The organism is Pseudomonas sp. C5pp (assembly GCF_000814065.1).
GTDB lineage: Bacteria > Pseudomonadota > Gammaproteobacteria > Pseudomonadales > Pseudomonadaceae > Aquipseudomonas > Aquipseudomonas asiatica.
This window is the reverse complement of the sequence record NZ_JWLN01000001.1, coordinates 68,276-92,230: the sequence shown is the minus strand read 5'-3', so window position 1 is coordinate 92,230 and position 23,955 is coordinate 68,276. Positions and strand designations below refer to the sequence as shown.

Genomic DNA, 23,955 nt, shown 5'->3' with positions numbered 1-23,955 from the left:
TGTGTTGTAAATACTGAACGGCATTGCCATGATATCGTTCACATCCACCCCCCTTTCCACCGTTTCAGGAGGCTCCAGCTTTGGACGTCGGCGAACGACTGCAAGCCATCCGCAAGCTCAAGGGCCTGTCCCAGCGTGAACTCGCCAAGCGTGCCGGCGTGACCAACAGCACCATCTCGATGATCGAGAAGAACAGCGTGAGCCCGTCGATCAGCTCGCTGCGCAAGGTGCTGAGCGGCATTCCCATGTCGATGGTCGAGTTCTTCTCGGTCGAACTGGAACCTGAAAGCCCCACGCAGATCGTCTACAAGGCTCATGAGCTAATCGATATCTCCGACGGTGCGGTGACCATGAAGCTGGTCGGCAAGTCGCACCCCAACCGTGCCATCGCCTTTCTCACCGAGGTGTATCCACCGGGTGCCGACACCGGCGCCGAAATGCTTACCCATGACGGTGAAGAAACCGGCATCCTGCTCGAAGGCCGCCTGGAGCTGGTGGTCGGCAACGAGATCTTCATTCTTGAAGAGGGCGACAGCTACTACTTCGAAAGCACCCGCCCGCACCGCTTTCGCAACCCGTTCGACCGGCCGGCGCGGCTGATCAGTGCGGCGACGCCTTCAAACTTTTGATCCAGCGCAGTGCATTGATTCGGCAATACCCCTTTCCCGTGTGGGGTCGTTTCACGGCCTCTGGGTTCCCGCTATACTTTTCAACGCTCGCCGATCCGTGGCCGCGAGCGTGATTAGCCACCATGAGGGTGTTCGCGTGAACCAAATCAAGAAGATGCTGGCCGTACCAGCAGCCGTATTCGCCCTCTGGGCAATGAGCGCAACCGCTGCGACCAATGATGACATCGCCAAGCGCCTGGAGCCGGTTGGCCAGGTGTGCGTCCAGGGCCAGGAGTGCAAAGGCATGGAAGTGGCCGCCGCCGCAGGTGGCGGTGGTGCCAAGACGCCGGACGAGATCATCGCCAAGCACTGCAATGCCTGCCATGGCTCCGGCCTGCTCGGCGCACCGAAGATTGGCGATACCGCGGCGTGGAAGGAACGCGCCGACCATCAGGGCGGCCTGGACGGCATCCTGGCCAAGGCCATTACCGGCATCAACGCCATGCCACCGAAAGGCACCTGCGCGGACTGCTCGGATGACGACCTGAAAGGGGCGATCAAGAAAATGTCCGGGCTGTGAGAAACAGCTGAATTGCATGAAGCCCGCCGTTGATGGCGGGCTTTGTTTTTGTGGTGCCTTTACCGGCCCTTTCGCGGCTAAAGCCGCTCCCACAGGTACAGTGCAGGCTTCAAGGATTGTGGGGCCCCTATGGGAACTCACAGGTGCAGCACAGGACTCAAGGGCAGTGAGGTCTCTGTAGGAGCGGCTTTAGCCGCGAAAGGGCCGGCACAGGCAACCAACCCACCAAAGCCCATGTCCAACCCCTGAACCCATGGATGTCTCAGGAGGCCCAGATGCACCTCTGCTCCATCGACCAGGCCGTCGAGCAAGTCCTGTCGCGCCTGCCAGCCCACATCCACATGGGCCTGCCGCTGGGCCTGGGCAAGCCCAACGCCTTCGTCAACGCGCTTTACGCCCGCATCCGCGAGCTGCCCGAACGGCGCCTGACTATCTACACCGCCCTGTCCCTCGGCCGCCCACCGCTGGGCGATGGCCTGCAGCGGCGCTTTCTTGAGCCCTTCGTCGAGCGCGTCTTCGCCGACTATGAAGAACTTACCTACCTCGCCGACCTGCGCAACGACAGCCTGCCGCCGAACATCCAGGTGGAACAATTCTTCATGCAGCCCGGCAGCCTGCTGCATAGCGATTCGGCCCAGCAAAGCTACATCAGCAGCAACTACAGCCACGCAGCACGTGACATCAACGCCAAGGGCCTGAACCTGATCGCGCAGTTGGTGGCCGCCACGCCCGAGAGGCCGGTGCACCTGAGCCTGGCCTGCAACCCCGACATCACCCTCGACCTGCTGCCGATGATCGCCAAGCGCCGCGCCGCCGGCGAGACCATCCTCATGCTCGGCCAGGTGCATGCCGAGCTGCCTTACATGCCGGGTGACGCCGAGCTACCCATCGATGCGTTCGACCTGCTGATCGATACAGCCGAGCAACGCCGCCTGTTCTCCACGCCGAACATGCCGGTCAACACCCAGGACCACTGCATCGGCCTGCACGCCAGCAGCCTGGTTCGCGACGGCGGCACGCTACAGATCGGCATTGGTGCCATGGGCGATGCGGTAGCTGCCGCACTGCTGGCGCGCCAGGGTGACAACGCCTGTTATCGTGCCGTGCTCGACGCGCTGGGTGCTGGCTCGTGGCAAGCGCTGATCGAACGGGAAGGGGGCCTGGATACCTTCGCCCAAGGCCTGTACGGCTGCAGCGAGATGTTCGTCAACGGCTTGCTGGCGCTGGCCGAAGCGGGCCTGTTGCGGCGCCCGGCGGACGAGCAGGGGGCGGCAGTGCTGCATGGCGGTTTCTTCCTCGGCCCCCAGGCGTTCTACCAGCGCTTGCGCGACATGCCGCTGGAACAGCGCGCACGGTTTGCCATGACGCGTATCAGCTTCATCAACGAGCTGTACGGGCAGGAGGAACTCAAGCGCCGCCAACGCCGTGATGCGCGCTTCATCAACACCGTGTTCGGCATGACCCTGCTCGGCGCCGGGGTGGCCGACCAGCTGGAGGATGGCCGTGTACTCAGTGGCGTGGGCGGGCAGTACAACTTCGTTGCCCAAGGCCATGCGCTGGAGAGCGGGCGTTCGATCCTGCTGCTGCGCAGCTGGCGTGAGGCGGGCGGGGAGGTGACCTCGAACCTGTTCTGGAACTATGGCCATTGCACCATCCCCCGGCACCTGCGCGATATCGTGGTGACCGAGTACGGCATTGCCGACCTGCGTGGGCAGACCGACAGCGAGGTGATTGCGCGGTTGCTGGCGGTATGTGATTCGCGGTTCCAGCAGGGGCTGATCGAGCAGGCAAAGGACGCCGGCAAGCTGGCCAGGGATTTTCAACTCGAGGCGTGCTTTACCGACAATACGCCGCAGCGGCTGGAGGCGATCAGGGCGCGGCATTCGCGGTTGTTCCCGGAGTATCCGCTGGGCACGGACTTTACGGCTGAAGAGCGGGATTTGCTGCGGGCGCTGAACTGGTTGAAGAGCAAGTTCAAGCTGAGCGAGGTGCTGGAACTGGGCAAGGCAGCGCTGGATGCGCCGGGGCCGGAGGGGTATGAGCGGCATCTGGGGCGGATGCAGCTGGACCAGCCGCAGGGGCTGAAGGAAGAGCTGTACCAGAGGCTGTTGCTGGCGGGTTTACAGGCTACAAGATAATTCCAGAGGCACACCGTCCCCTGTGGGAGCGGGTTCACCCGCGAATGCGATGGCACATTCGAAATCGCATTCGCGGGTAAACCCGCTCCCACAGGGATCGCGGTGTGGTATCACTCGATGAAGCTGACCACACCACCTTCCAGCGACTTCACCCGGGCCAGCGACTCGACGCGATAGCCCTGGCTGTCCAGCTCGGCACGGCCGCCCTGGAACGACTTCTCGATCACGATACCCAGGCCGGCCACGGTGGCGCCGGCCTGCTTGATGATCGAGATCAGGGCCTGCGACGCCTTGCCGTTGGCCAGGAAGTCGTCGATCACCAGCACGCGGTCGCTGCTGTTGAGGTGACGCGGCGAGATGGCCACGGTGTTCTCGGTCTGCTTGGTGAAGGAATACACCGAGGCGGTCAGCAGGTTCTCGGTCAGGGTCAGCGACTGGTGCTTGCGGGCGAAGATCACCGGCACGCCCAGCTTCAGGCCAGTCATCACCGCCGGGGCAATGCCCGAGGCTTCGATGGTGACGATCTTGGTCACGCCCGCGTCGGCGAACAGGCGGGCGAACTCGTCACCGATCAGCTGCATCAGCGCCGGATCGATCTGGTGGTTGAGAAACGCGTCGACTTTGAGAACCTGATCGGAAAGCACGATGCCTTCTTCGCGAATCTTCTGATGCAGTGCTTCCACTTTGTTTTCCTCGATGTAGCAAAGGTGGCCGCAAATAGCGGCAAAGTTAAAGAGTAATGGTTGATCAGCGTTTGAGCATTGCCCGGATATCGGCCAAGGCGTTGTTGCCCCGTGCAGCCTTTACCTCGACCGGCGCATCGTCCAGGCCTTCCCAGGCCAGGTCGTCCGGTGGCAGTTCGTCGAGGAACCGGCTGGGCGTGCAGTCGATGATTTCACCGTACTGCTTGCGCTTGGCGGCGAAGGTGAAGGCCAGGGTCTGGCGCGCCCGGGTGATGCCCACGTAGGCCAGGCGGCGTTCCTCTTCGATGGTGTCCGCCTCGATGCTGGAGCGGTGCGGGAGGATTTCCTCTTCCATGCCCATGATGAACACGTAGGGGAATTCCAGGCCCTTGGAGGCATGCAGGGTCATCATCTGCACACCTTCGGCGTTCTCTTCCTCTTCCTGCTGGCGCTCGAGCATGTCGCGCAGCACCAGCTTGCCGATGGCGTCCTCGATGGTCATGTCACCCTCTTCGTCCTTCTTGAGGGTGTTCTTCAGCGCTTCGACCAGGAACCAGACGTTGCTGATGCGGAACTCGGCAGCCTTGTCGCTGGCGGTCTGCTGGCGGATCCAGTTCTCGTAGTCGATATCGCGGATCATCTCGTGCAGCGCGGCAATCGGGTCTTCCAGGGCAACCTTGTGGCGCACCCCGTCCAGCCAATGCTTGAAGCGCTGCAAACGCTCGGTGTAGCGGGCGTCCAGATGCTCGCCCAGGCCAAGCTCCTCGCTGGCGGCGTACATCGAAATACCGCGCTCGGTGGCGTAGTTGCCGAGCTTTTCCAGGGTAGTGGAGCCGATTTCGCGGCGCGGTACGTTGATCACCCGCAGGTAGGCGTTGTCATCGTCCGGGTTCACCAGCAGGCGCAGGTAGGCCATCAGGTCCTTGACCTCCTGGCGGCCGAAGAAGCTGTTGCCGCCCGACAGGCGATACGGCACCTGGTGGTGCTGCAGCTTCAGTTCGATCAGCTTGGCCTGGTAGTTGCCGCGGTAGAGGATGGCAAAGTCGCTGTACGGGCGGTTGGTGCGCAGGTGCAGGGTGAGGATTTCCATGGCCACGCGTTCGGCCTCGGCTTCCTCGTTCTTGCAGCGGATGACGCGGATCTCGTCGCCCACGCCCATCTCGCTCCACAGCTGCTTCTCGAACGCGTGCGGGTTGTTGGCAATCAGCACGTTGGCGCAGCGCAGGATGCGGCTGGTGGAGCGGTAGTTCTGCTCCAGCATCACCACCTTCAGGGAGGGGTAGTCCTCCTTGAGCAGCATCAGGTTTTCCGGCCGGGCGCCACGCCAGGCGTAGATCGACTGGTCGTCGTCGCCCACCACGGTGAACTGGTTGCGCATGCCGATCAGCATCTTCACCAGCAGGTACTGGCTGGCGTTGGTGTCCTGGTATTCGTCCACCAGCAGGTAGCGCACGCGGTTCTGCCAGCGCTCCAGCACATCGGGGTGTTCCTGGAACAGCTTGACCGGCAGCAGGATCAGGTCGTCGAAGTCCACCGCGTTGAACGCCTTGAGCGTGCGCTGGTAGTGGGTGTAGACGATGGCGGCAGTCTGCTCGCGCGGGTTGCGCGCCTTCTCCAGGGCCTCGGCGGGCAGGATCAGGTCGTTCTTCCAGGCACCGATCATGTTCTTGATCTCGTCGATGCCGTCGTCGCCGGAGTATTCCTTCTGCATGATGTCCGACAGCAACGCCTTGATGTCGGACTCGTCGAAGATCGAGAAACCCGGCTTGTAGCCCAGGCGCTCGTGCTCCCTGCGGATGATGTTCAGGCCCAGGTTGTGGAATGTGCACACAGTCAGGCCGCGGCCTTCCCCCGGGCGCAGCAGGGTGGCGACCCGTTCCTTCATCTCGCGGGCGGCCTTGTTGGTGAAGGTCATCGCCACGATGTACTGGGCACGGATGCCGCAGTTCTGGATGAGGTGGGCAATCTTGCGCGTGATCACGCTGGTCTTGCCCGAGCCTGCACCGGCGAGCACCAAAAGAGGGCCGCCGACATAGTCACGGGCTTCCTGCTGCCGGGGATTGAGTCGGGACATGCTAGAAACCGGGGGTCGCCAGAAAATAGCCGCGCATTCTAACAGGCATGGGGCGTTTGTGGCGCGACCGTCTGACGTCTGAGTCAAATATGTAAACGGGATTTGCCGGCTGGCGCAGTTTCGCGCAGGATGCACGACAAAATACGTCGGGATGCTACACCCGTAAAAACATGTATTAAATTGAAAATCATTTTCATTAATGCAGTAGCATACCTGGCAGTTTCCGTTGCACCGTGAAGCCTAAGGAGCCCGCTTGTCCACGCCTGTCGAACCATTGCGTTTGCTGCTGTTGGCCGATGAGCCGGAATGGGGCGCGCTGCTACGCGAGTGCATGCCTGCCCAGGGTGGCAGCGCCGTGCTGCTGACGGCGCCGAACTGGGACTCGGTCGACAGCCTGTTCAACCAGGACCGCCAGGCTGTCGTGCTGGCAACCCCGGCCCTGCAGCCCGCGCCTGGGCGCTGCGAGCTGCCGACCATCCTGCTGCTCGACCACGAGCCTCAGTTAGCGCCCAGCGCCGTCAGTGATTGGCTGGTGCGTGACCAGCTCAATGCCGACACCTTGCGTCGCTCGCTGCGCCATGTGCGCGAGCGCGGCGTGCTGGTGGCCACCTTGCAGCGCCTGGCCGAGCAGGACCCGCTGACCGGCATCGCCAACCGCCAGGGCTTCCAGGCCTTGCTGACCGCGCGCCTGGCCGAGAACGACGGCCGTGGCCTTGCCCTCGGCCACCTGGACCTGGACAACTTCCGCCACGTCAACGACGCCCTTGGCCACCAGAGCGGCGACCGCCTGATCCTGCAGGTGGTGGCGCGGCTGAAACAGCAACTGGAGGCGGGCGACCAACTGGCGCGCCTGGGCAGCGACGAGTTCGCCCTGCTGATCGACACCCGACGCGACCCCAACCGTGCCGAGTGGATTGCCGAGCGGATTGTCGAGGCGTTGGCCGAACCCTACTGGATTGACGGCGAAAGCCTGCTGCTGGGCTGCAGTCTGGGCCTGGCCCATGCCCGCGCCCAGGGTGGTGCCGACCCGCTGATGTGGCATGCGCACATCGCCATGCGCCAGGCCAAGGGCAGCCAGGGCTGCACTTTTCATGTGTTCAACGAACGTATCAACCGCAACGCCCGTAGCCTTGCCGATCTGGAAAGCGAATTGCGCCGCGCCCTGCGCCGGGATGAGCTGGAGCTGCATTACCAGCCGCGGTTGAACCTGGCCGACGGGCATATCGTCGGCCTCGAGGCGCTGGTGCGCTGGCGGCATGCCGAGCGTGGCCTGTTGCCGCCCAGCGAGTTCGTGCCGCTGGCCGAGCAGAGCGGCCTGATCGTGCCGCTGGGCTACTGGGTGATTTCCCGAGCCCTGCGCGACATGCAGGCGCTGTGCGAGCGCGGCCTGGAGCCGCTGCACATGGCGGTCAACCTGAGCTTCCGCCAGTTCCAGGACAGCCAGTTGCTGGCGACCTTGAGCCGCCTGATTCTCGAACATGGCGTGGATGCCCGCTGGCTCGAATTCGAGCTCACCGAAACGGCGGTGATGCGCCGCAACGAGCTGGTACGTCAGACCATGGACGCCCTGGGGCGCCTGGGCGTGCGCTTCTCGCTCGATGATTTCGGTACCGGGTTCTCTTCGTTCGTGCACCTAAACAGCCTGCCGATCACCTTGCTCAAGGTGGACCGCAGCTTTGTCGCGGAGATGGAAATGCGCGAGGAGAACCGCAAGCTGGTGCACGCCATGATCAACCTGGCGCACAACCTCAACCTGGAGGTGGTGGCCGAAGGGGTGGAGAGTGAAGAGCAGATGGCGTTGCTGCGCGGGTTTGGCTGTGACCAGGTGCAGGGCTTCCTGGTCAGCAAGCCGCTGCCGGTGGGGGAGTTGATGGAGTTCTTGCTGCAGGCGACCGGCTGCCAGTTGGGCACAGCCCTTTAGGGCCCTTTCGCGGGTGAACCCGCGAAGAGGCCCGCAAGTCAGGCCGAAGCCGTCGCCGCTCCACCAATCCCGGCCTTGCCCAAAAGCCGCTTCATCCGCCACTCAAAGCCAAAGGTCAGTGCCACCGCCGCACACGCCAGCCCCAACGCCAGCCCCCACCACACCCCGACCGCGCCACCGCCCAGGGTAAAAGTGAACAGCCAGGCGCTCGGCGCCCCCACCAGCCAGTAGCACACCAGGCCGATCAGGAAGGTCGTCTTGGCATCCTTCAGCCCACGGATCGAGCCCATCGCGATCGTCTGCATGCCATCGAACAGCTCGAACCACGCAGCCACCATCAGCAACTGCACCGCCAGCTGGAAGATCGCCGCAAATGCCGGGTCGTCACGGTCGATGAACAGCCCCACCAGCGCATCGGGCAGCAGCCAGAACAGCGCGGCGAAGGCAAACATGATCATCGCCCCGAAGCCGATGCCCACCCGCCCGGCGCTGCGCGCCGCCAGCAGGTTGCCGGCGCCGTAGTACAGCCCCACGCGCATGGTCACCGCATACGACAACCCGGTTGGCACCATGAACGCTGTGGAGACGATCTGCAGGGCGATCTGGTGCGCCGCCAGCTCGGTACTGCCCAGCACGCCCATGCACAGCGCGGCGAAGGCGAACAGGCCGACTTCCACCATGTAGGTGCCGCCAATCGGCAAGCCCAGCCGCCACAGCTCGCGCAGGGCCGGCAGCGAAGGGCGCGACAGGCCCTTACGTAATGGGTAGGCGGCATAGGCCGGGTGCCAACGGATATACAGCGCCAAGGCAATGGCCATGCCCATCGACACCACTGCGGTGACCAGGCCGATGCCCATCAGGCCCAGCTTGGGCAGGCCGAACATGCCTTCGATCAGCGCCACGTTGAACAGGTAGTTGAGCACCGTGCCGACCAGGCTGATGACCATCACCGGCGTAGACCGGCCTAGCGCGCTGGTGAAGCCGCGTAACGCCATGAAGGTCAGGTAGCCGGGCAGCGCCAGTGGCAGCAGGGTGAGGAATTCGGCGGCCGATGCAACGTTCTCGGGCTTTTGCCCGAACAGCAGCAGTACCGGCTCAAGGTTCCACAGCACCAGCGCAGCGAACAGCGCCAGGCCCCAGGCCAGCCACAGGCCACCTTGCGCCAGGCGGGTGGCGCCCTCGATGTCGTTGGCGCCCTTGCGAATGGCCACCAGGGTGCCGACCGCAGCGATCACGCCAAGGCAGAAGATCGACACGAACGAGTAGCTCGCCGCGCCCAGGCCGCCACCAGCCAGGGCTTGCGGGCTGATGCGGGCCATCATCAGGGTATCGGTCAGCACCATCAGCATGTGCGCCAACTGCGAGGCGATCAGCGGCCCGGCCAGGCGCAGCAAAGCCTTGAGTTCTGTGGTGGGCGCGACATGCATGGGGGCAGTCCTTTTCCTGGGGTGATCAACGAAGGGCGATTCTGAGGCTTTGGTCAACTTTGCACAAAAAGATAAATGCGATCATTGGCATGAGTCTGACTCATGTATATATGCTTCCCGGTGATTCATTTCTCAGCCCCGTATGGCAGGTGCCTCATGTCTCGTCAGCTCCCCCCGCTGTATGCCCTGCGCGCATTCGAAGCCGCCGCGCGGCTAAGCTCCTTCACCCGTGCCGGCGAAGAGCTGTCGATTACCCAGAGCGCGGTCAGCCGGCATATCCGCACGCTGGAGGAGCACTTTGCCTGCCGCCTGTTCGTGCGCAGCGGCCGCAGCCTGCAACTGACCGAAGCGGCGCGGGTGCTGCTGCCCGGTGTGCGTGAAGGCTTTGCCGCGCTGGAACGGGCTTGCGATACCTTGCGCGGTGAGGATGACATCCTGCGCATGAAGGCTCCCTCGACCCTGACCATGCGCTGGTTGCTGGCGCGCCTTAGCCGCTTTCGCCACTTGCAGCCTGGCAACGAGGTGCAGCTGACCAGCGCCTGGATGGATGTCGACCATGTGGACTTCAACCAGGAGCCGTTCGATTGCGCGGTATTGCTCAGCGACGGGGTGTTCCCGCCGGAGTGGGAAGTGCGCAGGTTGTTCCCGGAGCTGCTGATCCCCGTGGGTGCGCCAGACCTGCTCGACGAGGAACCCTGGGACGAGCGTCGGCTGGCCTGCATAGAGCTGCTGCACCCCACGGTGGACAAGCGCGACTGGCGGGAATGGTTGGAGCGCATGGGGTTGAGTGACAAGGTTTCGCTCAAGGGCGGGCAGGTGTTCGACACCCTGGAGCTGGGCATGATTGCCGCTGCGCGTGGCTATGGCATTTCCATGGGTGATTTGCTGATGGTGGCCGAAGATGTGGCGCAGGGGCGCTTGAGCTTGCCTTGGCCGACGGCGGTGCCCAGCGGGATGGATTATTACCTGGTGTGGCCGCGCACTCGGCCAGGGGGCGAGCGGTTGCGGCGTTTGAGCGCGTTTCTGGAAGAGGAGGTGGCGGCGATGGATTTGCCGGATGTGCAGATCCTGCCGGCCCTCTGATCGCCTGTACCGGCCTCTTCGCGGGTAAACCCGCTCCCACCGGTACAGTACTGGCCTCAAGGCCTGCGCCGAAGCTTCCACAGGACAGCGCTGGCCTCAAGGACTGCACCGAGCCTGTGGGAGCGGGTTTACCCGCGAAGAGGCCGCAATGCCTTACATCGAGCCCAGGTTCAACGCCTGTGCACAAGCCTGCAGCGACCGACGCTCGCTCTGCGCATACAGCGCCAGCTCATCCTGCACCTGCAGCCCCAGCGCCGCTTCGAACGCATCGCGGTTGGCGTTGCTGCCGTACTCGGCCTGCGCATCGTCACCCAGGTTGGACTGGAAGATCCCCGCCGCGCTCACCGGCAGGAAGTCCTCGTACACCAGCGCCTCGAAGTGCACATGGCCTGCCTCGATCAACCCTTCCAGCGTGGTTGGGCGGTCGTCCTGGTCACGCGCAGCCAGGCCTTTCTCGGTGGCGAAGTAGCGGAAGTAGGCCAGCCCTTGTTCACGCATCTGCGCCAGGTCGTCCGGGAACTCGGCAAAGGTGTCCTTCAGCAACGCCATGTAGCGTTCGGCATTGGCCTCGGCCGGGGCGCCACCCAGGGCGGCGCGGGTGGCGTCGAGCAGCTTGTCGTACAGCTGGCGGCCTTTCGGCGTCAGCGCCGCGCCGCGTTGCTCGATTTCGCCGAAGCGCGCGGTGTGGCTGCCTTCGCTGCCCTGCTGGTCGCTGAACGCAACCTTTTCCTGCAGGGCCTTGAAGCTGGTCTGGCGCAGCAGGATCGGGTGGCGGCGAGTGGGCGGGCCTTCGACCACGGCCTTTGGCGGGATGCCCTTGGCCGGCATGCCGAGCTGGATTGCATCGATGTCCAGGGTGCGCGGGGTCAGATGGTTGATGTGCGGGCCCTTGAAGGCCACCACATCGGCGATCAGGCGGTGCTGGTCGTGCAACTGCTGGTACTGCTCGGCAGTGACGGTGGCGTCATGGTGCCAGCGGAAGGTGTGCAGCGCTTCCTGCACGAACGCTTCGGCATCGGCGGCGTTCAGGCCACCATCGCGCTCGCATTGGGCGATCAGTTCGAGGGCACGGGCGGTGAAGATCTGGCGCTTGGCCAAGATGCTCTCTGCCAGCTCGCGCAGCTGCGGGTTGTCGATCAGTTCCAGGCGCAGCAGCGAGGTGAACACGCGGAACGGGCTGACGTGCAGCGACTGCTCGTGCACCGCGCGGAAGGCGGTGGAATGCACCGGCACACCGGCGGAACTGAGGTCGTAGTAGCCGACCGGCTGCATGCCCATGACCGCGAACAGTCGGGCGATGGTGGCCAGCTCTGCGGCGGTGCCCACACGGATGGCGCCGTGGCGCTCCTGATCCAGGCGCTCGATTTCGCCGGTCCAGCGCAGGGCTTCGGCAACCTCGGGTTGCTTGGCCATGACCTGCTGGTTGATTTCGCTCACCAGCTCCAGCAGCGTGCCGTACAGGGGCACTTCCTGTTTGTACATGAGCGACATGGCGGCAGAGAACTGCGCGCGGATGCTGTCGGGGCTGACGAAATCGTGGGCGGGCATCGCTAGCTTCCTGGTTGGGTTCGGACGCTTACATGAAAGCTGGGAATGCACTTTGCTCACAAGCGAAAAAAAGTGAGTGTGTCATTCCTTTTTTGATCGACCTCAAGGGCCCTTTCGCGGGTAAACCCGCTCCCACAGGGTACCTCACAGGGTTCAGGCCTTGCGTGATACCTGTGGGAGCGGGTTTACCCGCGAAGAGACCCTCAGGTCGATAGCTGCTCGCGAATCCATTCCACCAACGCCCTTACCTTGGGCACCTCCGCCGCATGCTCGGCATACGCCAGGTAATGCGCCCCGGCACTGCGCATCGCATGGTTCCACGGCACCACCAAACTCCCCTCGGCCAGCTCCTTCGCCGCCAGGTAGCGCGGCACCAACGCCACCCCGCACCCGGCCTGCGCCGCGCTCAAGGCCATGTAGAAGGTATCGAAGCGCGGCCCGTGGTAGGCGCTGACGCTCTGCAAGCCCAACTCCAGGAACCACTCGTGCCAGGCCTCTGGCCGCGAGGTGCTCTGCAGCAACACCAGTTCGGCCAGCTCCCCGGCATCGTTCAGTTCACGCCCGGCCAGCAACTCCGGCGCACATACCGGCACCACCTCTTCACCGAACAGCTCCACGCAGGTGGCCCCCGGCCAAGTGCCCTGGCCATAGAAGAACACCACGTCCGCCGAGCCCTGCAGCAGGGCGAACGGCTCCATCTCGTTGCGGATGTCCAGGTGGATGTTGTTGTGGCGCTTGCCAAAACCCTTGAGGTGCGGGATCAACCAGCGCACGCCAAAACTCGGCTGAGTGGCTACCTTCAATATCTCGGTCTGCTCGCCGTACGTGAGCACGTAGCGGCTGGACATATCCACCTGAGTGAGGATCTTGTTGACCTCGGCCAGGTACAGGCTGCCCGCCGGCGTCAGCTGGAGGCGGCGACGGATACGCAGGAACAGGTGATGGCGCAGCATGTCTTCAAGCTGCGCCACCTGCTTGCTGACCGCGCTCTGGGTCAGGTGCAGCTCTTCGGCGGCACGGGTAAAGCTCAAATGGCGGGCTGCAGCTTCGAAGCACTGCAGGGCGGTCATGGAGGGCACCAGGCGTTTGGACATAGCGGTCTCTGCGGCTCAAATCATTACCTGACGGAATGATATGCGGAATAAAGGTCGTTTGTTGCACCGGTGTGATCGGATTAATACTGATCCACATCATTTTTCCACCCCATCACCCGATGTAGGAGATGCACAAATGGTTGCTGGACTGCTCGAGCGCCTTGGCGTTGCTGCCGAGGCTTACACCCAGGGCGACTACCCTGTTCACACGCCGATCGACGGCAGCCAGATCGCCTCGGTGAAACTGCTCGGCAAGGCCGAGACCATCGCCCGCATCGATCAGGCCCAGAGCGCCTTCGAAGCCTGGCGCAGCGTGCCGGCTCCGCGCCGTGGCGAACTGGTGCGCCTGTTCGGCGAAGTATTGCGTGAGCACAAGGCCGACCTCGGCGAGCTGGTTTCGATCGAAGCCGGCAAGATCACCCAGGAAGGCCTGGGCGAAGTGCAGGAAATGATCGACATCTGCGACTTCGCCGTTGGCCTGTCGCGCCAGCTGTACGGCCTGACCATCGCTTCCGAGCGCCCTGGCCACCACATGCGTGAAACCTGGCACCCGCTGGGCGTGGTCGGCGTGATCAGCGCCTTCAACTTCCCGGTCGCAGTCTGGGCCTGGAACACCGCCCTGGCCCTGGTCGCCGGTAACTCGGTGGTATGGAAACCGTCCGAGAAGACCCCGCTGACCGCCCTGGCCTGCCAGGCGCTGTTCGAAAAAGCCCTGAAAGCCTTCGGTGATGCCCCGGCCGGCCTGGCACAACTGGTGATCGGCGGCCGTGAAGCCGGCGAAGCCATGGTCGACGACCCGCGTGTACCGCTGGTCAGCGCCACCGGCAGCACCCGCATGGGGCGCGAAGTCGGCCCACGTGTGGCTGCCCGCTTCGGCCGCAGCATCCTCGAACTGGGCGGCAACAACGCCATGATCCTGGCCCCGAGCGCCGACCTCGACCTGGCCGTGCGTGGCATCCTGTTCTCCGCAGTCGGCACCGCCGGCCAGCGTTGCACCACCCTGCGCCGCCTGATCGTGCACCGTTCGATCAAGGACGAAGTGGTTGCCCGCGTCAAAGCCGCCTACGGCAAGGTTCGCATCGGTGATCCACGCAAGGACAACCTGGTGGGCCCGCTGATCGACAAGCAGTCGTTCGACGCTATGCAGGGCGCGCTGGCCAAGGCCCGCGACGAAGGTGGCCAGGTATTTGGTGGCGAGCGTCAGCTGGCCGACCAGTACCCGAACGCCTACTACGTATCGCCTGCCATCGCCGAAATGCCGGCGCAGAGCGACGTGGTGCGCCACGAAACCTTCGCCCCGATCCTGTACGTGCTGGCCTACGACGACTTCGAAGAGGCCCTGCGCCTGAACAACGAAGTGCCACAAGGCCTGTCGTCGTGCATTTTCACCACCGACATCCGTGAGGCCGAACGCTTCCAGAGCGCCTCGGGCAGCGACTGCGGCATCGCCAACGTCAACATCGGCACCAGCGGCGCCGAGATCGGCGGTGCGTTCGGTGGCGAGAAGGAGACTGGTGGTGGCCGTGAGTCCGGTTCGGACGCCTGGAAAGGCTACATGCGTCGCCAGACCAACACCGTGAACTACTCGCGCGAACTGCCGCTGGCGCAGGGTATCGTGTTCGACTGATCGGCTGATGCTGCATGGCCGGGGGCCTGGCCCCCGGTTCGCGGGTAAACCCGCTCCCACAGGTACAACACAGTTCTTGAAACCTGTGATGCACCTGTGGGAGCGGGTTTTCCCGCGAATGGGCCGCACAACGGCCCCAAACAAGAACAAATTGCTGGAGCCGGGCCATGTCCGAACTGCGTCAAGAATGCTTGTGGGAATTCGTCAGCAAACCGACCGTCGCCGCCCAGGCCCTGGCCGGTGAGCACAAGGCCGATGTCTGTGTGATCGGTGGCGGCATTACCGGCCTGTCGGCGGCCATCCACCTGCTCGAACAGGGCAAGTCGGTGATCCTGCTGGAGGCCTGGAAGATCGGTCACGGTGGCTCCGGGCGCAACGTCGGCCTGGTCAACGCCGGCACCTGGATCCGCCCGGACGATGTCGAGGCCACCCTTGGCCTGCAGCAGGGCAGCCGCCTGAACAAGGTGCTCGGCGAGGCCCCGGCTGAAGTGTTCGCCATGATCGAACGCCTCGGCATCGACTGCCAGGCCCAGCACAAAGGCACGCTGCACATGGCGCACAACGCCACCGGTATCGCCGACCTCGAGGCCCGCCACGAACAATGGCGCCGCCGTGGTGCCGATGTGGAGCTGCTGACCGGCGCCCAATGCCAGGAGTACTGCGGTACCGACAAGATTTCCGCCGCGCTGCTCGACCGCCGCGCCGGCACCATCAACCCCATGGGCTACACCCAGGGCCTGGCCGCAGCGGTGGCACGCCTGGGTGGCAAGCTGTTCCAGCAGTCTTCGGTCGAAGGCCTGGAGCGTGACGGCGATGCCTGGCGGGTGAAGACCGCACGTGGTTCGGTGCGCGCCGACAAGGTGGTGATTTCCACCGGCGCCTACACCGAAGGCGACTGGAGCAACCTGCAGAAGCAGTTCTTCCGTGGCTATTACTACCAGGTGGCATCCAAGCCGTTGCAGGGTGCTGCAGCCGACAAGGTGCTGCCACATGGCCAAGGCTCGTGGGACACCCGCACCGTGCTCAGCAGCATCCGTCGCGACGACCAGGGCCGCCTGCTGCTCGGCAGTCTGGGCCGGGTCGACAACAAGCCGGCGTGGTTCGTGCGCAGCTGGGCCGACCGCATCCAGAGCCACTATTATCCGGAGCTGGGCAAGGTCGAGTGGGAAATGCACTGGACCGGCTGCATCGACTTCACCCCGGACCACCTGATGCGCCTGTTCGAACCGGCGCCGGGGCTAGTGGCCGTGACTGGGTACAACGGGCGGGGCAATACTACTGGGACCGTGATTGGCCGGGCGTTTGCCGAGTTCCTGCTGAAGGGGGAGGCGGGCAGCCTGCCGATTCCGTTTTCGCCGATGAAGGGCGTGAGTGCGCCCTCGCTGCGGACTGCGTTCTATGAGTCCGGGTTCTCGCTGTACCACGCGGGGCAATGTTTGAGAGTTGTGTTGTAAATACTGGCCTCTTCGCGGGTAAACCCGCTCCCACAGGTACTGCGCAGCGTTCAGATTTTGCGCAGTCTCTGTGGGAGCGGGTTTACCCGCGAAGAGGCCGGCACAGGCTTACTTGTGCAACCAGCTGAGAAAACCGCCCTTCTTGATCGAAACCGGCTTCTGCAGCAACAACGACTCCCGGCTCTGCCGCCGAAACCGCTGCAACTTGCTCAACGCCGTCTGCACATCGCCGCGTTGCACCAGGCAGCTCTTCACCTGCTCCTTGTCGATCCGGTACAGCACGCAACCGGTCAATGTGCGGAATTCGGCAAACGACTGCTCATCGTCGATGATCCCCTCGATCCCGAGCACCTCGCCCGGCCCCATGCGCCCGGCCTCGACCAGCTTGTCGCCATCGCGGATCGACGCCGAAACCACCCCGCTGCCAATCACCAGCAAATGATCGGAATGCTCGCCCACGCCCAGGATTACCTGGTCGGCCAGGTATTCCACCGCCGTCATGCGCTGGCTCAACGCATCGCGCTCTTCAGCGCTCAGCGAGCGGAACACCCGCACCTCGTCCAGCACCTCGCGCTGGCGGCTGCGTGGTGGCATGGCCAGGTCGGTGTTCCACATTACCCCGCTGGCCTCCAGGTGCCGGTGGGCCAGGTCGAACAGTTGGTTGCGCGCGTCGCCCTTGGCGCCCGCGTCGGCCACGAAGCCGCTGGCTTCGTACTCCACTGATTCCAGCGTCGAGGCTTTCACCGTCACCTTTGGTCTTGGTGTAGCCAGGATGGCACTGACGCCTTGCAAGGCTTTTTCCAGAGCATCGAACACCCGTTTGGGCCGCACCTTGGCCGGTACCACCACGCTGACCGACACCCCGTGCACATCGGCCGGGCGGCTGTGGTTGAGCAGCCGGGCCTTGGCCGCCACCGAGTTGGGGATCACCGCCAGGCTGCCGGTGCTGGTGAGCAGGCGGGTGGCACGCCAGTCGATTTCCAGCACCTTGCCTTCGGTGCTATCGATGGAGATCGAGTCGCCAATCTGATACGGCCGCGTGGTGTTCAGGATGATGCCACTGAACACGTCGGCCAATGTGCTCTGCAGCGCCAGGCCGATGACGATGGCCATTACCCCCGATGTAGCCAGCAGGCCCTTCACCGGCAACTGCAACACATAACCTGCGGCGGCGACCACCGCAGCCAGGAAGATCAGCGCCCCCAGCACATCCTGCAGCAAACGCCCGCCATGGCTGCCACGGGCACCCAGCAACAGGCCGAACACCACCGTCACCGTGCGTGCGCCGAACAGCCACCAGCCGATCGCCAGTACCGTGGCGATCAGGTTGCGCGAGACATCATCGGGCCAGGGTGGTGGTTGCATCGGGCTCATGCCGGCAGCCACCAGTACCGAGCTGAACAGCAGGAACAGCACCAACCGCGTGCCGATACGCCAGGCGCGTTGCTGGAGAGGAATCAGTTGCCAGAGCACGAGGTCGAGCAGGACCAGGGCGGTGCCGAGCAACAACGGGTATGACTGGATGAACGCCAGCATGGTGATCTCGGGTGAGGGGAGGGCTGTGGGTAGTAATAGAGCAGGTTGGCCGGGCAGGCAATGACAGCCCACAGGTACTGCGCACGATTCAAATCCAGCGCAATCCCTGTGGGAGCGGCTTTAGCCGCGAAAGGGCCGGTCGAGCCCATACAAAACCATCGTTCATAAAACAGAACGCTAGAGCCAAAAATCGCTATCTACCGCCCAAAAGGTCATGGTTTTAATCTTCTCCCATCAACGCGAAACACCCAACTTACTGAAAAGATCAAAACCCTTAGGAGCAACGACCATGACCAACTTCAAATACAACCGCCTGAACAAAGACGACGCCGCTGTCCTGCTGGTCGACCACCAGGCTGGCCTGCTGTCCCTGGTCCGCGACATCGAGCCGGACGCGTTCAAGAACAACGTATTGGCCCTGGCCGACCTGGCCAAGTTTTTCAACCTGCCGACCATTCTCACCACCAGCTTCGAACAAGGCCCCAACGGCCCGCTGGTACCAGAGCTGAAAGCCCTGTTCCCGGACGCCCCCTACATCGCCCGCCCAGGCCAGATCAACGCCTGGGACAACGAGGACTTCGTCAAGGCGGTGAAGGCCACCGGCAAGAAGCAGCTGATCATCGCCGGCGTGGTAACCGAAGTGTGCGTAGCCTTCCCGGCGCTGTCGGCCCTGGAAGAAGAGTTCGAAGTGTTCGTGGTCACCGATGCCTCCGGCACCTTCAACGCCATGACCCGCGACGCCGCCCACGACCGCATGAGCCAGGCCGGCGCACAACTGATGACCTGGTTCGGCGTGGCCTGTGAGTTGCACCGCGACTGGCGCAACGACATCGAAGGCCTGGCCGCGCTGTGCTCCAACCACATCCCGGACTACCGCAACCTGATCACCAGCTACAACGCTTTCAACGCCAGCAAGTAAGCCAGATGCGCGGGCACCGCCAGCCGGTGCCCGCCAAGGCAGCACACCTGTCCAATCCAGCGCCCGTCCGCCGTTGCACAGTGGATGCGGGCAAGCTCATCCCAAGGAACGCCGATGAACACCGCACCCCAAGACAACCGCGACGTAGTGACCGTATGCCTGCAACACAAGGTAATCGCCAGTTCGAAGGGCGCTACGCCGGCGCAACCGCCGCGCTGGAAGCAGGCGCTGCTGACCTACCTGGTGATCTGCCCGATGACCATGATCATTCCACAACTGCTGGCGCCGCTGTTCGCACGCTTCCCTCAGCTGGGGGGCGCGATCACCGGCAACCTGATCGTCAACCTGTTCGTCATCCTGCCCGTGGTGTTCTACATCATGCCTTGGGTAACCCGCCGCTGCGCCAACTGGCTACGTGGCTGAGCCAGGCCTTTACCTCGACATTTTCAAGGAGATACCGACATGAGCACGTTCGTTACCCGCGATGGCACTTCGATCTACTTCAAGGACTGGGGCAGCGGCAAACCTGTGCTGTTCAGCCACGGCTGGCCACTGGATGCCGACATGTGGGATTCGCAGATGGAATTCCTGGCCAGCCGCGGCTACCGCGCCATCGCTTTCGACCGCCGTGGTTTCGGCCGTTCGAGCCAGCCGTGGAGCGGCTACGACTACGACACCTTCGCCGATGACATCGCCCAGCTGATCGAACACCTCGACCTGCGCGATGTGACCTTGGTGGGCTTCTCGATGGGTGGCGGTGACGTCAGCCGCTACATCGCCCGCCACGGCAGCGAGCGGGTGGCCGGGCTGGTGCTGCTGGGCGCGGTAACGCCGGTGTTCGGCAAGCGTGACGACAACCCTGAAGGTGTCGACCTGTCGGTGTTCGAGGGTATCCGCGCCGGCCTGCGTGCCGACCGCGCGCAGTTCATCGCCGATTTTGCGGCGCCGTTCTATGGCATCAACCATGGGCAGCAGGTGTCCCAGGGTGTGCAGACCCAGACCTTGAACATTGCGCTGATGGCATCGATCAAAGGCACCCTGGATTGCGTGACCGCGTTCTCCGAAACCGACTTCCGCCCGGATATGGCCAAGATCGATGTGCCGACCCTGGTGATCCACGGTGACGACGACCAGATCGTGCCGTTCGAGAGCACCGGCAAGCGGGCGGCGGAGCTGATTCGTGGGGCTGAGCTGAAGGTGTATGCGGGGGCGCCGCATGGGTTTGCGGTGACTCATGCACAGCAACTCAACCAAGACTTGCTGGCGTTCCTTCAGAAGTAACTGTGCTGGGGCATTCGCGGGTAAACCCGCTCCCACAAGGGGCACCACAGTCTTCAAGGCCGGTGGTGTCCCTGTGGGAGCGGGTTCACCCGCGAAGAGGCCAGCCCAGGCAGCGCAAATGCTGAACAAGGCTAACCTTCAACAACCCACCGCACATCCATCCAAGCCTTGTCCCTACACCAACCGGCATGCTCCGCAGTTGCGCCTGCCCGCTGCCGCACCAGACGGAGAACCCCATGTCCCAGGACCGCAACGACAAGACCCGTCGCCAGTTCCTCGCCACCAGTACCGTGCTCGGTGCCGCTGGCGCGCTCTGGTCCGCATTGCCTTTTACCGGTTCCGCCGGTTCCGCTCACGCATCCACCCAAGGAGGTTCCATGACCGCCGATCTGATCCTGTTCAACGGCAAACTGCACACCGTTGATCGTGAAAAGCCCACCGCGACCGCCGTCGCCATCAAGGATGGCCGTTTCATCGCCGTGGGCAACGACGCCGAGGCCATGGCCCACAAGGGCGCCACCACGCAGATCATCGACCTCAAGCAGCGTACGGTCATCCCTGGCCTGAACGACTCGCACCTGCACCTGATCCGTGGTGGCCTGAACTACAACCTGGAGCTGCGCTGGGAAGGCGTGCCTTCGGTGGCCGATGCCCTGCGCATGCTCAAGGACCAGGCCGCGCGCACGCCGACCCCGCAGTGGGTGCGTGTGGTCGGCGGCTGGAACGAGTTCCAGTTCGCCGAAAAACGCATGCCCACCCTGGAGGAAATCAACCAGGCCGCACCTGACACCCCGGTATTCCTGCTGCACCTGTATGACCGCGCACTGCTCAACCGCGCCGCGCTCAAGGCAGTCGGCTACACCAAGGACACGCCCAACCCGCCGGGCGGCGAGATCCAGCGTGACAAGTTCGGCAACCCGACCGGCATGCTCATCGCTCGCCCCAACGCGATGATCCTCTACGCCACCCTGGCCAAGGGGCCGAAGCTGCCGCTGGAATACCAGGTCAACTCCACCCGCCAGTTCATGCGCGAGCTCAACCGCCTGGGCCTGACCAGCGCCATCGATGCCGGTGGTGGCTACCAGAACTACCCGGACGACTATCAGGTGATCCAGGAGCTGGCCGACAACAACCAGTTGACCGTGCGCATTGCCTACAACCTGTTCACCCAGAAGCCCAAGGAAGAGCTGGACGACTTCCGCAAGTGGACCTCCAGCGTGAAGCTGCACAGCGGTACCGACTTCCTGCGCCACAATGGCGCCGGCGAAATGCTGGTGTTCTCCGCCGCCGACTTCGAGGACTTCCTCGAACCGCGCCCGGACTTGCCGCAAACCATGGAACAAGAGCTGGAGCCGGTGGTACGCCACCTGGTCGAGCAGCGCTGGCCGTTCCGCCTGCATGCCACCTACAACGAATCGATCACGCGCATGCTCGACGTGTTCGAGAAGGTCAACCGGGACATCCCGTTCAATGGCCTGCCATGGTTCTTCGACCACGCCGAAACCATCACCCCGCAGAACATCGAGCGTGTGCGTGCGCTGGGCGGCGGTATCGCCATCCAGGACCGCATGGCCTTCCAGGGTGAGTATTTCGTTGACCGCTACGGCGCCAAGGCCGCCGAGCAAACCCCGCCGATCAAGCGCATGCTCGACATGGGCGTGCCGGTGGGCGCGGGTACCGACGCCACCCGCGTGTCCAGCTACAACCCGTGGACCTCGCTGTACTGGCTGGTCAGCGGCAAGACCGTCGGTGGCATGGAGCTGTACCCGGAAGGCCTCAGCCGTGACACCGCGCTGCAGATGTTCACCCAGGGCAGCGCCTGGTTCTCCAGCGAGCAGGGCAAGAAAGGCCAGATCAAGGTGGGCCAGCTGGCTGACCTGGCGGCGCTGTCGCTGGACTTCTTCAGTGTCGATGAAGAGGCGATCAAAGGCATCGAGTCGGTGCTGACCGTGGTCGATGGCAAGGTGGTGTATGGCGCGGCGGAATTCGACAAGCTCGGCCCGCCCCAGGTGCCGGTGCTGCCGGAGTGGTCGCCGGTGACCAAGGTGCCGGGCCACTGGCGCGTGGGCACGCCGTCGCTGGCAGCGGTGGCGCACCAGTGTGTCGGGCCTTGCGGGGTGCACGCGCACAGCCATGAGAAGGCACGGCATTCGAACGTGCCGGTGAATGACTTCCAGGGCTTCTGGGGGGCGTTGGGTTGTTCGTGCTTTGCTTTCTAAGCTGAGCTGATGTGAAAAAGGGGGCCAGTTATTGGCCCCCTTTTTTGTTCCATCAGTGCTGGCCTCTTCGCGGGTAAACCCGCTCCCACAGGTACGGCAGCGCCCTTCAGGTCTGTGTTGTCCCTGTGGGAGCGGGTTTACCCGCGAAGAGGCCACAGCAGACATCAATGGTGAGCCTTGTGCTCAGCTCCAGCCAACAGATGCCGAATCTTCACTCCCACCCCATCGGTCTGCAGCATCCGCACCCTGGCCTCGATCTTCAGCTCACCCCGGGTAACCCGGTGGTGATGCCTCAAATGCTCCAGCCACGATTCCTCGAAGAAGAACTCCAGCCACAACGCCGGGTCCGCACTGTCGCGCATCAACCCCCACGACAACGCGCCATTGCGCTTGCGCATCGCCTCCAGCTCCCGCGCTGCCTGCTGGAAGGCCTCGGCCTTGGCCGGGTCGATGTGGTATTCCACGGTGACCATCACCGGCCCGCTTTCCTTGTCCATGTCGTCGCTCAGCAGCGGCACCGGCCAATGCAGTGACGGCGTCAGCTCCTCGGCTGCGGTTTCCGGCAGCGTCACCTTGCAGGTCAGCAGCGTGCCCAGTGCCAGGCCTCCTGCGGCCAGCAGCAGGCTCAAGGTGATCGTTGCATGGCTGGCCAGCGTGCCCCACAGCAAACCGCCACTGGCCATGGCACCAAAGAAGATCAGGATGTACACCGACAGCGCCCGCGCCCGTACCCAGGCCGGCACCGAGGTCTGCGCCGCCACCTGCAGGTTGGACAGCACGGCAATCCACGCCGCGCCGCTGAGCAGCATTGCCGGCAGCAGCACATAGAAGTTGCGCACCAGCGCCAGGGCGAGCAGGAACAGGGCATACAGCAGGCTGGCCAGCAGCACCAGGCGGTCGCGGCTGATGCGTTCGCGCAGGCGGGGCAGCAAGGTGGCGCCGGCCACCGCGCCGATGCCGATGGCTGCCAGCAGCAGGCCGAAATCGGCGGCGCTGCCGTGCATCTCGCCACGCACGATCAACGGCAGCAGCGAGGTGCCGGCGCTGGCGCAGAAAAAGAATGCCAAGGCGCGCAATATCACCGCCTGCAAGGGCTTGGCACTGCGCGCGAAACGCAGCCCGGTGCGCATGGCGCCGACGAAGCGCTCGGCCGGCAGCAGTGGCTCCTTCACCTCGCGCTTCCACAGGAACAGCACCAGGATCACCCCGGCGAACGAGATGGCATTCAAGGCGAAGGTCAACCACGGGCCGACCATGCTCACCACCACGCCCGCCAAAGCCGGGCCGATGGCGCGCGACACGTTGATACCGACACTGGAAAGCGCCACCGCGTTGGCCAGGTCGTCCTTGCCTACCAGCTCCGGTGTCAGCGCGCTCCAGGCCGGCATCATCAGTGCCGTGCCGATGCCCAACGCCAGGGTAAGCACCAGCAGCAGGGTGACGTTCATCAGCCCGAGCAGGGTCAGGGCCGCCAGCACCACGGCCACCGAAGACATCCACAGTTGCACCAGCAACAGGTAGCGGCGCTTGTCGACGATATCCGCCGCCGCGCCGGCCGGCAGGGCAAGGAAGAACATTGGTAGCGAGCCGGCTACCTGGATCAGGGCCACGTGCAACGGGCTGGCCGACAGCGTGGTCATCAGCCAGCCGGCGCCCACCTCATGCATCCAGGTGCCGATGTTGGAAGCGATGGTGGCGATCCACAGCATGCGGAAGGTGGCGTTGCGCAATGGGCTCCAGGCGCCTGAAGGGGACGTGCTCAT

At 64.0% G+C, this 23,955-nt stretch carries 18 protein-coding genes; 11 read left to right on the top strand and 7 right to left on the bottom strand.

Annotation, left to right across the window (positions count from 1 at the left end; all coding sequences use genetic code 11):
* Window positions 1–80: 80 nt before the first annotated feature.
* From RR51_RS00400 to RR51_RS00390, 3 genes are all read left to right on the top strand, one after another.
* A complete protein-coding gene (locus RR51_RS00400; RefSeq protein ID WP_013974777.1) occupies window positions 81–629 on the top strand; it encodes a cupin domain-containing protein in 549 nt (182 codons plus the stop codon).
* A 154-nt stretch (window positions 630–783) separates the two neighbouring features.
* On the top strand, window positions 784–1,188 hold the full coding sequence (locus RR51_RS00395; protein WP_038408395.1) for a c-type cytochrome: 405 nt from the start codon (window positions 784–786) through the stop codon (window positions 1,186–1,188).
* A 275-nt stretch (window positions 1,189–1,463) separates the two neighbouring features.
* On the top strand, window positions 1,464–3,326 hold the full coding sequence (locus tag RR51_RS00390) for an acetyl-CoA hydrolase/transferase C-terminal domain-containing protein (protein WP_039612323.1): 1,863 nt from the start codon (window positions 1,464–1,466) through the stop codon (window positions 3,324–3,326).
* 110 nt (window positions 3,327–3,436) lie between these two features.
* On the opposite strand, the gene RR51_RS00385 is transcribed toward RR51_RS00390, so the two are convergent.
* On the bottom strand, window positions 3,437–4,009 hold the full coding sequence (locus tag RR51_RS00385) for a xanthine phosphoribosyltransferase (protein ID WP_003253535.1): 573 nt from the start codon (window positions 4,007–4,009) through the stop codon (window positions 3,437–3,439).
* Window positions 4,010–4,073: 64 nt separating this feature from the next.
* The gene (gene rep / locus RR51_RS00380) at window positions 4,074–6,083 is read right to left on the bottom strand and encodes a DNA helicase Rep (protein ID WP_039612322.1); all 2,010 of its coding nucleotides are present in this window, start codon (window positions 6,081–6,083) and stop codon (window positions 4,074–4,076) included.
* A 253-nt stretch (window positions 6,084–6,336) separates the two neighbouring features.
* Between rep and RR51_RS00375 the strand changes: the two genes are divergently transcribed.
* Entirely contained in the window at window positions 6,337–8,004 is a 1,668-nt protein-coding gene (locus RR51_RS00375) for a putative bifunctional diguanylate cyclase/phosphodiesterase (protein ID WP_039612321.1), read from the top strand.
* A 38-nt stretch (window positions 8,005–8,042) separates the two neighbouring features.
* Here the strand turns inward: RR51_RS00375 and RR51_RS00370 are convergent, their stop codons facing one another.
* Window positions 8,043–9,431, bottom strand: a complete 1,389-nt coding sequence (locus tag RR51_RS00370) for a NorM family multidrug efflux MATE transporter (protein WP_024087906.1) — start codon at window positions 9,429–9,431, stop codon at window positions 8,043–8,045.
* A gap of 156 nt (window positions 9,432–9,587) precedes the next feature.
* On the opposite strand from RR51_RS00370, the gene RR51_RS00365 reads away from it, so the two are divergent.
* On the top strand, window positions 9,588–10,514 hold the full coding sequence (locus RR51_RS00365; protein ID WP_013974772.1) for a LysR substrate-binding domain-containing protein: 927 nt from the start codon (window positions 9,588–9,590) through the stop codon (window positions 10,512–10,514).
* 153 nt (window positions 10,515–10,667) lie between these two features.
* On the opposite strand, the gene hglS is transcribed toward RR51_RS00365, so the two are convergent.
* Window positions 10,668–12,062, bottom strand: a complete 1,395-nt coding sequence (gene hglS, locus RR51_RS00360) for a 2-oxoadipate dioxygenase/decarboxylase HglS (protein ID WP_039612320.1) — start codon at window positions 12,060–12,062, stop codon at window positions 10,668–10,670.
* A 203-nt stretch (window positions 12,063–12,265) separates the two neighbouring features.
* Window positions 12,266–13,156 (bottom strand): LysR family transcriptional regulator, encoded by an 891-nt coding sequence (locus RR51_RS00355; protein ID WP_039612319.1) that lies wholly within the window; start codon window positions 13,154–13,156, stop codon window positions 12,266–12,268.
* A 136-nt stretch (window positions 13,157–13,292) separates the two neighbouring features.
* Between RR51_RS00355 and amaB the strand changes: the two genes are divergently transcribed.
* Both amaB and amaA read left to right on the top strand, forming a co-directional pair.
* Entirely contained in the window at window positions 13,293–14,783 is a 1,491-nt protein-coding gene (amaB, locus tag RR51_RS00350) for an L-piperidine-6-carboxylate dehydrogenase (protein WP_003253547.1), read from the top strand.
* Window positions 14,784–14,950: 167 nt separating this feature from the next.
* Window positions 14,951–16,237, top strand: coding sequence for an L-pipecolate oxidase (amaA, locus tag RR51_RS00345; protein WP_013974769.1), 1,287 nt, complete (start codon window positions 14,951–14,953; stop codon window positions 16,235–16,237).
* 108 nt (window positions 16,238–16,345) lie between these two features.
* Here amaA and RR51_RS00340 read toward each other — a convergent pair whose 3' ends face one another.
* Window positions 16,346–17,773: a mechanosensitive ion channel family protein gene (locus tag RR51_RS00340; protein WP_039612318.1), complete on the bottom strand. Its 1,428-nt coding sequence runs from the start codon at window positions 17,771–17,773 to the stop codon at window positions 16,346–16,348.
* A 289-nt stretch (window positions 17,774–18,062) separates the two neighbouring features.
* Here RR51_RS00340 and ycaC point away from each other — a divergent pair, with 289 nt between their 5' ends.
* The 4 genes from ycaC to RR51_RS00320 all read left to right on the top strand — a co-directional run bounded on the left by ycaC (window position 18,063) and on the right by RR51_RS00320 (window position 22,192).
* Window positions 18,063–18,692: an isochorismate family cysteine hydrolase YcaC gene (gene ycaC / locus RR51_RS00335; protein ID WP_015272313.1), complete on the top strand. Its 630-nt coding sequence runs from the start codon at window positions 18,063–18,065 to the stop codon at window positions 18,690–18,692.
* Window positions 18,693–18,806: 114 nt separating this feature from the next.
* Window positions 18,807–19,115: a hypothetical protein gene (locus RR51_RS00330; RefSeq protein WP_039612317.1), complete on the top strand. Its 309-nt coding sequence runs from the start codon at window positions 18,807–18,809 to the stop codon at window positions 19,113–19,115.
* A gap of 39 nt (window positions 19,116–19,154) precedes the next feature.
* Window positions 19,155–19,973: an alpha/beta fold hydrolase gene (locus RR51_RS00325; protein WP_039612316.1), complete on the top strand. Its 819-nt coding sequence runs from the start codon at window positions 19,155–19,157 to the stop codon at window positions 19,971–19,973.
* Between the two features lie 377 nt (window positions 19,974–20,350).
* Window positions 20,351–22,192: an amidohydrolase gene (locus RR51_RS00320; protein WP_161795731.1), complete on the top strand. Its 1,842-nt coding sequence runs from the start codon at window positions 20,351–20,353 to the stop codon at window positions 22,190–22,192.
* 164 nt (window positions 22,193–22,356) lie between these two features.
* On the opposite strand, the gene RR51_RS00315 is transcribed toward RR51_RS00320, so the two are convergent.
* A complete protein-coding gene (locus tag RR51_RS00315; protein ID WP_039612314.1) occupies window positions 22,357–23,955 on the bottom strand; it encodes an MFS transporter in 1,599 nt (532 codons plus the stop codon).